Raw genomic sequence first — 12000 nt, 5'->3', positions numbered from 1 at the left:
AGACATTGCCGTGCAAGTCACCGGCGTAGATCAGGTCAATCGATCCGTTCTGGTCGCTGTCGATGACGACGGGCGTCGCCAGGCCATTCGGGGTTGTCGAACTTCCGACGCCGGTATCGATTTTCTTGATCAGTGCGCCGGTACTGATATTGACGACGAACAACTGGGCTTTTTGGGCCGCGCTGTTGTAGCCATTGCCAAAGATGGCGACCCAATCACCGCTCTCAGTCCGGCCAATGGATGCCTGGCCGAGCGTGAAGCCCAGTTCGCCGAAACCGGTGGTGGAGTCGTTGACTTCCCAAAGGACATCAGAGGCACCGAAGCCATGCGCATTTTCAACATTGAGCGCGAAGTACCCTTTGCCGCCTGCGCCAGTAGAACCAACCAGCACGGTTTTCCAGTTGCTGCCGATGAGGGCATCACCGACTTTTGGCGCGCCATCCACATAGTAGCGGTGGGTGTACTTCGGGTCAGCCAGCGTTGGCAGGCCGGACATGATTGTGTTGGGGACGTAGCCGAACAGCTCTGCGCCCGTGTCGCTATCCAGACCACGGAAAATGCCGTCATTGGCTCCAAAGAAGAGTGCGCCCTTGCGGTTCTGGAAGGTGGTCGTGAGTCGTCGCGCGATATACGCTTTTCGTTCCGCTGCGCTTAGCGAGCCGGCCAGGCTGTATCCATAGTCCTCATTCTTCACGAACGCCGGATCGGAGTTGACGACGTCGCCCATGATGCTCTTGCGCGTGCGGAAGGGCCCGTTGTTTGACGCCTCTTTGCTCTGGTCGCCGCGCACCCATTCCAGCAGGGTCGAGTCGTTGTTGAGCGCTGTTTTCTGGCTCGTCGCCAACGACGCCCAAGCTAGCGAAATGCCCTGTCCGTTGCTGGGGTTGATGGTGAAGAGGCTGCGCGTAAGGAAGGCGGGAATCTGCTTGCTTGCTTGCCACGTCGGCGTGGTATCTGGGTCGCCGGTGTTGACATCAATCTTGTAGGCCAACATGTCTCCCGTCCAGGTGCCGCTGTCGAAGCGTGCCTGGAAGAGGAGCGTATTGGTGCTCAGGCGAGTGGAGTTGGCCGCCACTGTTGCGGCCGAACTGGTCCGTGCGTTGATGGTGGCCAGCGTGGCCGCGAGTGCGTTGGCGAAGGTTTGCGGGTCCTTTGCGCTGAAGAACTCGCCACGGCCGTTCAGGCTGGCGTGCAGCAAGTCATCAATCTTGGCCGGGTCACTGGAGGTCGGGCTGGGCCAACCAGGGTCCGTCTTGGTCGCAATCGCGGCAAAGGCGGTGGTTGATGAGATGGTGCCTTCAACGCCGAGACCGACACCAAAGGTCACCATGTGCTGCCAGAAGGCGGGGTCGTCGGTACTGACCGGGACGTTGTTGGTCAGATCGCTGCGCAGATCGCGATTCCAGTAGTACATGGCGATATCCGCCAGGTTGTTGCTCCAGTTGTCCTTGAACGGGCCGACCGGGGCGTACTGGTACGTCACACTATTGGGGCCGGTGATGAGCGGACCATTGTTACCGTCGTTGTTTTGCCTGGCGCCTGACGTTGCCGCTTCATAGTAACTGCCATCAGTCCAGTAGCCGTCGGTGGTCAGAATGGTGAAGTTCTGGCGGCACGACAAGTCCTTGCCGCCCGATACGCCCGGGGTTGTGCTGGCGGCGCCGCGACTATCTTGCCACTCGTAGTAATCGCCTGCGGCATCAAGTGCCCGACGTAGCGGGGTGCTGCCTGTAGGCTGTTGCGCAAACAGCCAGTCAAAGAACTGCTTGCGATTGCTGGTGACGTTGCCAAAGTTGTCCTTGTCGCTGAAGTCACGAACGCCACGTTCGATGGTGGACGTCGATAAGCCGTCAACGTTTACGCTGCTTCTGTTGATGCGGCCGTAACCAATCCTCAGCCCCGTGCCCTGCTGCGCAAAGGCCCGGCTTACGCCCGCCTTGGCGGCCGACATACGGTCGCGGTAATAGGAGTACCAGTTGGCAAAGTTGGTTTCTTCACTGCTGCCTACCTTGACGTAGGTATAGCAGTCGTCATCCGTTGCGGTGCCGTTGCAGTTGGCGTTCCCGGCGTTGAATACGTAATAGAAAGCGGCCTGAGAATTAGCGGAATATTCATTGGAGTAACCCGCGTAATACCAGGTTGGCCTGAATGAGGTGCTGAGGTTGACCGTATTGGTTCCTCGGTTGCTTGAATAGCCGTCTTTCCAGGCGGAAGTAAAGCTTGAATTGCCTCGACTCACGCCATCCTGATCCAGCGGCGGAAGGTATGTGGCGGTGGGGTCGTAATAGATCTTGTTGTAATAGCTCGACTTGGCCCGTTTTGTGTTGTGGTATGAATAAATGCCGTCTGGCATGAAGGACCAGTCCATTGAGCCGGAGTCATCGAGCACGAACAAGATGTTCGGCTCCACCGTGCCCCCCAGATAGAGCGGGACCTGAGAGATGGCCAGCGATGCTGAGAGCGCCTGACTGGGCAGGCCGAAAGCGCATGCAGCAACGACCGCTGCAGCGATGGGGGTCAGCGTTTTGGGCGGTGTAGTGTTCATGGCAACACCTTTCAGAATGGCGCGCGCGGTGTTCATTGCATCACCGTCGAGCGCAGGATGACGGTACTGGTGCCACTGGCACCGGTGGAGCGGGCGGTTATGTCGAAGATGCGGACATCGGCCGGTCGGACTTCGAGTGACGGAGATGAAAACACGCCTGGGCGCTCTTCAATCCAGTAGTCAGGGGCTTCAGCAAAGCTCGGATATGAGACCGCGGGCGACAAGGGGGCCGTATAAGACGTCATTGTTTCGAGATTATTGCCGTCGGGCCAGCCGCGAGTATTTGCTGCTGTCCAGTTGGCAGCAAGACTTTCATCCGGTGCTGGATTGGCCGGGAACGCGAACGCTCCGTTGCTGGAGAGTGAACCGAGGGCGGTCAGTGCCTCGTTTTCGCCCGCCCGCAAAGCCATCTCAGCCGCTTGGGCGGCCAGGTCGCGGTCGCGCATGTTGCCGGACATTTTTTCTTCCAGCGAAGTTGTCTGCATGGCGGTCAAGCCAAGCATGGTCATCACCAGCAAGAGGATGAGGCCGACAATCAGCGCTGAGCCGGACTGTTTGGCGCGGACCTTGTTTGAGTAGTTACGTGGCGTCATGGCGAGGCCCCTAGAAGCGGTTGCGCAACGCGATCGTGGTCGACACTGTCGAATACATGCGTCGATCCGCTGCCGTGGTTGTTACGCCATTGAAGGTGATTGGCATGGGGGCAGAAACGGCGTTGTCGTCGACACTGGCGAGCAGCAGTTCGAACTGGATGGACACGACGTTTGGCCAGTCGGCAGCTGTCATGGCGGTGGAAGGCAGGTAGCGTGTAACCGTGCGCGCAGTCGGCCCTGGCGCCACACCTGCGGCGGGCAGGCCGTACAGGACGCGCATGTTTTCGACGCCTTCAACCATCTCTACGCCACTTTGGAAGAGCGATCGTATGGCTTGTCCTTGGCGGTTCAGTTTGGCGGACTGCCCCAGGTTGAACGTCAGGGTTTGGAGCCGCATTACGCGCGCACTGTCGCCATACTCCCGGCCGCTGAGCAGCGTGTCGGAGTCGTTCATCGTTCCAGCGGTCTTGTGTTCCAGCGTTACGTTGTTGCCGGAGGCTGGCACATTGCTGATCCGGAAAGCGTCGGCGGTAAGACAGTCGGCAATAATGACGATATCGTTCTGACGAAAATCCAGTGCGTTGTCCCGAATCACGGGCGAATTGAACGCCTTGACCGATCCGGTGAGTGTTGTGGCTGCGCCGGATGCAAATTGGATGGTGATGACGTCGGTGCCGGGTATTGCAACGACTCCGGGGGTGCCCGTTGTGTAGGAGTAAGCACTGATGGCGTTCGAGTTATCGAAGGTTAGGCCGGTGGCAATGGATCGGGGAAAGACCGCTCCATAGCCTTCCTCCTCAGCGCTGGCGGCCATGTAGCCGCAGCCAAGATGCCCCACCATTCGGAAATTGCGCTGCAGGAATTCGACGGCAAAACGGCCGTTCTCCTGTATGCGTGCCAATTCTTCGTTGTAGCGATAGGTCTGTTTGTTGTTGACGAATAGGGTGATCATGCCGCCCACAAGCAGCAGGCTGATCACCATGCCGATCATCAGTTCGATCAGCGTTGAACCACGCTGGCCGGTCAGGCGACGGCAGCGGTCAAAAACGGAGAGGGGGGCGATCGGGCTCATGGTCGGGCGCTCATTCGCGGGAAACGATCTGGATGGTTTGTGCTTGTCGGGCAGCGTTCAGTCCTGCGTCGTTTGCCTCGTTCCATCTGACCGAAATGACGAAAAACGGGCCACCATCACAGGCACCAGGCGCGGCAGGGTTGCTGACCGTGCAGACGGAACCATCACCTAGCGGAAGTTGCGCGGCCAGGCGGGCTTTCCAGTCAGTGATTTGCTCGTCGGGAAAGGTTGTTGTGCTGGTGAACGCGCCAAAGCCCACGTTGAAATCACCATTGGTCGCATTTTGACCACTGGCACGCACGCGCTCCTGCATGTCATAAGCGAGCGTGACCGCTTTTGAGCGCAGTTGGGCCGTCTGGTTGAACTTGAGGGAGCTGACCTGAAGTCCTGCCAGGCCAAGCAAGCCCAAGGACAGCACCACCATGGCAATCAGCGCTTCGATGAGCGAAAAGCCGCGTTGGCGAGCCCGGGGTTGGGTTTTGAGCCTTGTCATGTCTAGCACCCCACTACCGTGATGGCACCGTGTCCGATCGTGTTGATGATCAGCCGCCGCATACGTAGATCGCCAGATGTGCAGCCCGGCGGGGAGAGGTCAATCGTTCGATCAGCCTGGGCGATATTGACGCCGAAGGAGTCGAAGGCGATGGCCGTTGTTGCCTGAGCACCGGTCATGGTGACTTTGGGTAGGGCTTCGTGATCGCGCAGCAAGGTCCCGTCACTGGCATTGACTCGCCACCCCGCGCTGTAGCCGCCCGCTTTGGGTGTCACCGTGACCGTGAGACCGCGTTTGACGGCTTCGCTGCGGGCGAGCGCAAATGCAGAAAGGAGTTCATTCGCCTGGGTTGTCATTCGATTGTCTTCAATCATGCGAGTAAAGCTCGGCGTGGCGATCGCGGCAAGAATTGCCATGATGGCCAGGGTGATCATTAGCTCGATGAGAGTGAATCCGCGATTCATGGTCGTTGTCCGTAGGTTCTGGCTTGACTCTAGATGGCGCAAAGTCTGCAAGCGACAGGCAAACGCCGGGATGTGGGTTCCGGGGGATGAACGGTGGGTGAGGATAATGATTGCAAGTTTTGCAAAGCCTCGATAAAATTTGCGCCCTTTGCTGCTGTAGCTCAGTCGGTAGAGCAACTGATTCGTAATCAGTAGGTCACCAGTTCGATTCCGGTCAGCAGCACCAGTTGTACGACAAGGCCCTGGAGGTTTTCCTCCGGGGCCTTTGTCTTTCATGGTCGGGTGAGGCGCGCTTGATTGTTCCGTGTTGTGGTGTCGCGGGGCGTTGTTTCGACGCGTGTTCGTGATGGGCGTCACGCTGGCGTGTGGATGGTGTTTCGCCTGATTTCGCTGCGCTCCGCCGTCCGCTGGCTGTCCTTCGACTACACTTTGCGAGACACCTTTTTCGGGAGTGGCGCGCGTGCGTGGATGGCTGTTGATCGGGTTGAGTTCTGTTGTGTCGCTGGCTGTGCAGGCGGCGGAGCCTCTCGGGCGGGTGGATCTGTCGATCGGGCTGTACCGGATCGACGCCGAGGTGGCGGAAACGCCGGGGCGGCGGGCGCAGGGCTTGATGGGGCGGGAGCGTCTGTTGCCGCATGAGGGCATGGTGTTCGTGTTTCCGGAGTTGCGGGCGCACTGCATGTGGATGCGCAATACGCCGCTGCCCTTGTCGGTGGCGTTTATCGACGACTCGGGGCGGATCATCAATATCGCGCAGATGCAGCCGCACTCCGAAGACAACCATTGTGCCGCGCAGCCGGCACGCTACGCGCTTGAGATGAACCAGGGCTGGTTTGCAGAGAAGCGCGTTGCGCCAGGCGCCAAGCTTGTTGGCCTGGAGCGTTTGCCTGCGCCGCGCTGAGTCTGCGTTTGCAGAATTGGGGCGGTTTTCTGCCCTTTCTTCGGCCCTGATATTGGCCGTTCCGATCTGATAATGCTCACATCCGCTGCTCCGCGAGGGCAGCATGTGTGGCCGGATCGGAGCGTAGCGTGGCCGAAGAGAGTGATCTCGAGAAGACAGAAGAGGCGACACCACGACGCCTGGAGCAAGCGCGCGAAGAGGGGCAGGTCCCTCAGTCGCGCGAGCTGTCGACTTTTCTGGTCATGATGACGGGGGTCGCCGGCTTGTGGGTGATGGGGCAGTGGGTGTCCAGCCGCATCGTCTCGCTGGTCAAGGGCGGCTTGAGTTTCGAGCCTGAGCTGGCGCGTGACACGGTGTTGATGGTGGCGAACCTCCGCGATGTGCTCGCCGAGGCAGTGCTGACGGTGGCGCCGGTGTTTGCGGTGCTGATGGCCGCTGCCGTTGCCGCGCCTATCTTGATGGGCGGCATGGTGTTTTCCCCGAAGGCCTTGCAGTTCAAGTTCGAACGCATGGACCCACTCAAGGGGCTGGGCAAGATGTTCTCCGTGCATGGCGCGGCGGAACTGGTCAAGGCGCTGTTGAAGGCTTTTCTGGTCGGTGGCGTGGGCGCGTGGGCGATCTGGCGCGAGAAGGACCAGATGCTCGCCTTGATGTCCCAGCCGCTGGCGGCCAGCCTCAATGACTTCGCACACATTGTGTTGTTCTCCGCCTTGCTGGTGGTCTCGAGCCTGGCCTTGCTGGCCGTGCTCGATGTGCCTTTCCAGTTGTGGCAATACCACGACAAACTGAAGATGACGAAAGAGCAGGTTCGCCAGGAGAACAAGGAGTCCGAAGGCGATCCGCAGCTCAAGGCACGCATCCGCCAGGCGCAGCGCGAGATGTCGCGCCGCCGGATGATGTCCGAAGTGCCCAAGGCGGATGTGGTGGTGACCAACCCGACGCACTATGCCGTGGCGCTGCGCTACGACGCGGGGCGCATGGGTGCGCCGGTGGTGGTGGCCAAAGGCGCTGATCTGACGGCGCAAAAAATCCGTGAAATCGCTGCCGAGCACAATGTGCCGACGCTTGAGGCGCCGCCTTTGGCGCGCGCCTTGTTCGCGCATTGTGATATCGACCAGGCCGTGCCGGCCGCGCTGTACACCGCAGTGGCCGAAGTGATGGCCTATGTCTATCAACTCAACCAGTGGCTGGCTGGCGGCGGACAGGTGCCCGAGGCGCCGCAGACGCTGCCGGTGCCCGCCGACATGGACCCCGGCGCGAGCCGTGCCTGATGCCGACCTTAACTGAACACGCTCACTCATGAACGCCATCACGCTACGTTCCCTGATGTCTCCGACGGCCTTGCGCCAGCTGGCCGCGCCCATGCTGATCATCATGATCCTGGCGATGATGGTGCTGCCGCTGCCGGCCTTTGCGCTGGACGTGTTCTTCACCTTCAACATTTCGCTGTCAGTGATGGTGATGCTGGTGGCCATGTACGCCAATCGGCCGCTCGACTTCTCGGTGTTTCCGACGGTCTTGCTGCTGACTACATTGCTGCGCTTGAGCCTCAACGTCGCCTCGACGCGGATCGTGTTGCTCGAAGGTCATGGCGGGTCGGACGCCGCCGGCAAGGTGATCGAAGCCTTCGGCCACTTCCTGGTGGGCGGCAACACGGCGGTCGGTCTGGTGGTGTTCACCATCCTGACGGTGATCAACTTCGTGGTGATCACCAAGGGCGCGGGGCGGATCGCGGAGGTGAGTGCACGCTTTACTCTGGACGCGATGCCCGGCAAGCAGATGGCCATCGATGCCGACCTCAACGCCGGCCTCATCGATGACAAGGAAGCCAAGCGCCGTCGTCGCGAGATCGCGCAGGAGTCGGACTTCTACGGCGCCATGGACGGTGCGTCCAAGTTCGTACGCGGTGATGCGGTCGCCGGCATTCTGATTCTGTTGATCAACATTGCCGGCGGTCTGGTGGTGGGGGTCATGCAGCACGACATGGCGCTGTCGCAGGCCGCCGAGATCTACACTTTGCTGACCATTGGTGATGGTCTGGTGGCGCAGATTCCTTCGCTGATCATCTCCGTGGCGGCGGGTCTGGTGGTCGCCCGAGTCGGCGATGAGGGGCAGATCAGCGGGCAGGTGGTGCGTCAGGTCTTCTCCAATCCGCAGGTATTGATGCTCACCGCGGCGATTCTCGGCGTGCTCGGCCTGATTCCCGGCATGCCCAATCTGGTGTTCATTCTGCTCGCCTCCTTGTTTGGCTGGCTGGCCTGGTGGCGGCAATCGAATCCGATAGATGGCCCGGCGGACGAGGAGGCGATGAAAACGCCGACTCAGGCGGATATCGCCGCGGCGACCGAGCAGTCTCAAGAGGCGAGCTGGGCCGATGTGTCGCCGGTGGACGTGCTGGGCCTTGAGGTGGGCTACCGGCTGATTCCGATGGTCGACAAGGCGCAGGATGGCGAGCTGCTCAAGCGCATCCGCGGACTGCGCAAGAAGTTTGCGCAGGATGTCGGCTTCCTGGCGGCGCCGGTGCATATTCGCGACAACCTCGAGCTCAAGCCCAATGCCTACCGGATCGCGCTTAAAGGCGTCGAAATCGGCAGTGGCGAGGCCTACCCGGGGCAGTTCCTGGCGATCAATCCGGGGCGGGTCACCGGCCCGCTGTCGGGCCGAGAAACCAAAGATCCGGCCTTCGGGCTGCCGGCCTTCTGGGTCGATGCCAGCCAGCGCGAGCAGGCGCATGCCTTGGGCTACACCGTGGTGGATGGCAGCACGGTGGTGGCCACCCATCTCAACCACCTCATTCTCGAACACGCGGCCGAGTTGCTTGGCCGGCAGGAAACCCAGGCGCTGCTTGACCACATCGGTCGCGATTCGCCCAAGCTCATCGAAGACCTCGTGCCCAAGCAGTTGCCGGTGTCGACGGTGCAGCGTGTGCTGCAGAACCTGCTCGAAGAAGGCGTCAACATCCGCGACATGCGCACCATCATCGAGGTGCTGGCCGAGCACGCCGCGCGGATTCAGGACCCGCTCGAACTCACCTCGCGGGTACGTCAGGCGCTCGGCCGGTCGATCATTCAGGCGCTGTTCCCGGGCGACACCGAGGTGCAGGTCATGGCGCTCGATCCGGGGCTGGAGCGGGTGCTGATGCAGGCCGTCGGCAGCGGCGGGCCGGAGGGCGGGGCGATCGAGCCGGGGCTGGCCGATAGCCTGCTGCGTCAGACCGTGTCGCTGGCGCAACGCCAGGAGAGCATGGGTTTGCCGCCCGTGCTGCTGGTGCCGGGGCAGTTGCGCTGGTTGCTGTCGCGCTTCCTGCGTCGCTCGGTGCCGACGCTCAAGGTGATTGCCAATGCCGAGGTGCCGGAAAACCGCATGATCCGTGTCGGCGCCACGGTCGGATCCGCCGCTTGAGCGCCCACCGGCAAAAATGACCGGCAAGAAATAAGGGGGGAGAACCCCCTTTTTCCGGCGACGAGGTGGACGTCGGGCTCCGCATAATCGAGCCATCAAGAATCGTCCGGACGATCGGACCGATGGCTGCGGAGATCACCATGAACGTCAAACGCTATTTTGCCCAGACTGCCCGAGAAGCCTTGCGTCAGCTCAAGGAAGAGCTGGGCGCCGACGCCATCGTGCTGTCCAATCGATCGGTCGACGGTGGCGTCGAGATCGTGGCGCTGCCGGCGGATGCGGTCGAAGTGCTCCATCAAAGTACGCGCAGCGCGCCGGTCGCCGCCAAGCCCGTGCCAGCCAAAGCGCCTGTGCCGGCGCATGATGACGACGAAGGCGATTACCGCGTTCAGTTGTCGTCCGCCCGTCGTCCGGTGACGCCCGCTGCTCAGCCAGCGCGCGCGCCCGCACCCGCACCAACGCAACAGATTCGCCCGTTTCAGCCGCCTCGTGTCGATCGCCCGGTGATGCATCACGAGGTGTTCCCCCGGCATGACGACATGCGCCCGGCCGAACCCCAGCGCACCGAGCCCTTGCCGCGCCAGCGTTCGCCGGCCGCGCGCCCCGTGCCAGCCGAGCCGCGTCGCGAAGAAGAATCTGCCCGTATCCGCGCCCTGCAGGAAACCAACACCCGTCTGATGGAAGAAATGGGCGGCATTCGTGCCATGCTCGAACGCCAGCTCGCCGGCTTTGCCTGGGGCGAAGCCGGGCGTCAGGCGCCTGCGCGCACCCGCATGACCGGTGAGTTGCTCGAAGCCGGCTTCTCGGCGCAACTGGCGCGGACGCTGTGCGATGCGGTGGATCCGAATGCTGAACTGAGCGCCGCCCGCAATGCGGTCAAAACCGCACTCAATCGTGGCCTGCGCGCTTTGTCGAATGACGCCGACGTGATTGACCGTGGCGGTGTGTATGCACTGGTGGGGCCGACCGGTGTGGGCAAGACCACCACCGCGGCCAAGCTCGCCGCGCGCTGCGTGGTACGCCATGGCGCCGACAAGCTCGCGCTGATCACCACCGACGGCTACCGGATCGGCGCGCATGAACAACTGCGCATCTACGGCCGCATCCTCGGCGTGCCGGTGCACGTGGTGCGCGACGCCGGTGACTTGCGCCAGACCCTGGCCGAGCTGCGCGACAAGCATATGGTGTTGATCGACACCGTCGGCATGTCGCAGCGCGACCGCATGGTCGGCGAGCAGGCGGCCATGCTCACTGGCGCCGGCAACGTCAATCGTCTGCTGCTGCTCAACGCCACCTGCCGCGGCGACACGCTCGACGATGTGGTGCGCGCCTATGACGGCCCCGAGCTGGCCGGCTGCATCCTGACCAAGGTCGACGAGGCCGCCTCGCTCGCTCCGGCGCTCGATGTGGCGGTGCGCCATGAGATGTCGGTTTACTACGTGGCCAATGGCCAGCGCGTGCCCGAAGACCTCCATCTGCCCAATCGCGCCTACCTGCTGCATCGCGCGATGAAGGCGGTGGATGACAAGTCGCCGTATCACCTGAAGGGCGAAGAAGCCGGTTTGCTGATGGCGTCGGCCGGAGCCTGACATGATCGACGGGCGCGAAGACCAGGCCGCAGGGCTGCGGCGCTTGTTTCGAAAGGCACCGCCGACCGTCGTCGCGGTGTTCTCTACCGGCCATGCCGCCGCCAAGACCGCGGCGCTGGCGATCACCCGGCTGGGCGGTCAGGCGCACCGCGTGCTGGTGCTCGATGAGGCCGCCGGCGCGAACAGCCTGGCTGACGTGTGGGGCCATGCGCCCGGTGGCGATCTGTTGCATGTACTCGATGACCGCCAGACGCTGGAAGGCCTGCTGCTGCCGGTGCCCGGTTTGATGGGGCGGCTGCCGACCGCGGCGGTGGCCATGGCGTTGCCGCTGCTCGATGACGAGCGCCGCGCCCAGCTGCTGACGCATTTGCAGTCCCTTCAGCGCCGCACGCGCTTCATGGTCATCCATGCCTCGGCACAGGCGCTGGACCCGGTGTCGCCCTTTGTGTTCGCCGCACCCCGTCACTTGGTGCTGGCCGAGGCCAGCGGGCGCGGTGCAACTGAAGCCTATGCCTGCATCAAGGCGTTGGCAGCGCAGGGCGCGGGGTCTTTGCATGTGGCGATCGCGCGTGCACGAGACCGCGCCGATGCGCGCGCCTTCTTTGACCGCCTGGCGGCGCTGGCGCGGGCCAAAGTGGGGATCCCGCTCGCCTGGGTCGGGCAGGTCGAACGCGATGACCTGGCCGGGCCCTTGCTGCATCACGCTGCCTTGCCGCAGGAGGCGGAAGCGGCTTTCCTGCGCAGACTGCACGGCTGGCGACACAATGCGGCAGCGGCGCCGCGGCCTTAGGCCAAAATGCGATGTCGACGCGCTATTTTGCGTCGGGATGAGAATAAGACGGTAAGAAGCCGCCTTTTTTGGAGTGCACAAATTGGGTAAAGCACGGACAATAGGGCGTATCGGGCTTCATGGCGACGGCCATGCAGCGAGTCGAGCCCCC

The 12000-nt window shown here is 62.2% G+C and carries 10 protein-coding genes and 1 tRNA gene; 6 read left to right on the top strand and 5 right to left on the bottom strand.

Annotated elements, in window-relative coordinates:
* The 5 genes from FHP91_RS10685 to FHP91_RS10665 form a co-directional block, all read right to left on the bottom strand.
* A partial coding sequence (locus FHP91_RS10685; protein WP_144309573.1) for a pilus assembly protein occupies nucleotides 1-2581 on the bottom strand: 2581 nt, incomplete at its 3' end.
* Nucleotides 2578-3138: a pilus assembly PilX family protein gene (locus FHP91_RS10680; protein ID WP_144309572.1), complete on the bottom strand. Its 561-nt coding sequence runs from the start codon at nucleotides 3136-3138 to the stop codon at nucleotides 2578-2580. The genes FHP91_RS10680 and FHP91_RS10685, both read right to left, overlap by 4 nt.
* 10 nt (nucleotides 3139-3148) lie before the next feature.
* Nucleotides 3149-4210, bottom strand: a complete 1062-nt coding sequence (locus FHP91_RS10675) for a PilW family protein (RefSeq protein WP_144309571.1) — start codon at nucleotides 4208-4210, stop codon at nucleotides 3149-3151.
* 10 nt (nucleotides 4211-4220) lie between these two features.
* Nucleotides 4221-4703, bottom strand: coding sequence for a type IV pilus modification protein PilV (gene pilV / locus FHP91_RS10670; RefSeq protein WP_144309570.1), 483 nt, complete (start codon nucleotides 4701-4703; stop codon nucleotides 4221-4223).
* Nucleotides 4704-4705: 2 nt separating this feature from the next.
* Nucleotides 4706-5167 (bottom strand): GspH/FimT family pseudopilin, encoded by a 462-nt coding sequence (locus FHP91_RS10665; protein ID WP_144309594.1) that lies wholly within the window; start codon nucleotides 5165-5167, stop codon nucleotides 4706-4708.
* Nucleotides 5168-5317: 150 nt separating this feature from the next.
* On the opposite strand from FHP91_RS10665, the gene FHP91_RS10660 reads away from it, so the two are divergent.
* The 6 genes from FHP91_RS10660 (at nucleotide 5318) to FHP91_RS10635 (ending at nucleotide 11849) form a co-directional block, all read left to right on the top strand.
* A tRNA-Thr gene (locus FHP91_RS10660) sits at nucleotides 5318-5393 on the top strand.
* A gap of 270 nt (nucleotides 5394-5663) precedes the next feature.
* Entirely contained in the window at nucleotides 5664-6068 is a 405-nt protein-coding gene (locus FHP91_RS10655; RefSeq protein WP_246116278.1) for a DUF192 domain-containing protein, read from the top strand.
* 128 nt (nucleotides 6069-6196) lie between these two features.
* Nucleotides 6197-7339: a flagellar biosynthesis protein FlhB gene (flhB, locus tag FHP91_RS10650; RefSeq protein ID WP_144309569.1), complete on the top strand. Its 1143-nt coding sequence runs from the start codon at nucleotides 6197-6199 to the stop codon at nucleotides 7337-7339.
* Between the two features lie 28 nt (nucleotides 7340-7367).
* The gene (flhA, locus tag FHP91_RS10645; protein WP_144309568.1) at nucleotides 7368-9470 is read left to right on the top strand and encodes a flagellar biosynthesis protein FlhA; all 2103 of its coding nucleotides are present in this window, start codon (nucleotides 7368-7370) and stop codon (nucleotides 9468-9470) included.
* A gap of 140 nt (nucleotides 9471-9610) precedes the next feature.
* Nucleotides 9611-11059, top strand: a complete 1449-nt coding sequence (gene flhF, locus FHP91_RS10640) for a flagellar biosynthesis protein FlhF (RefSeq protein ID WP_144309567.1) — start codon at nucleotides 9611-9613, stop codon at nucleotides 11057-11059.
* Between the two features lies 1 nt (nucleotide 11060).
* Nucleotides 11061-11849 (top strand): MinD/ParA family protein, encoded by a 789-nt coding sequence (locus FHP91_RS10635; RefSeq protein WP_144309566.1) that lies wholly within the window; start codon nucleotides 11061-11063, stop codon nucleotides 11847-11849.
* Nucleotides 11850-12000 lie beyond the last annotated feature (151 nt).

Source organism: Denitromonas halophila, from assembly GCF_007625155.1.
GTDB classification, from domain to species: domain Bacteria; phylum Pseudomonadota; class Gammaproteobacteria; order Burkholderiales; family Rhodocyclaceae; genus Nitrogeniibacter; species Nitrogeniibacter halophilus.
The sequence above is the reverse complement of the archived record's forward strand: the minus strand, read 5'-3'. Positions and strand labels throughout refer to the sequence as shown.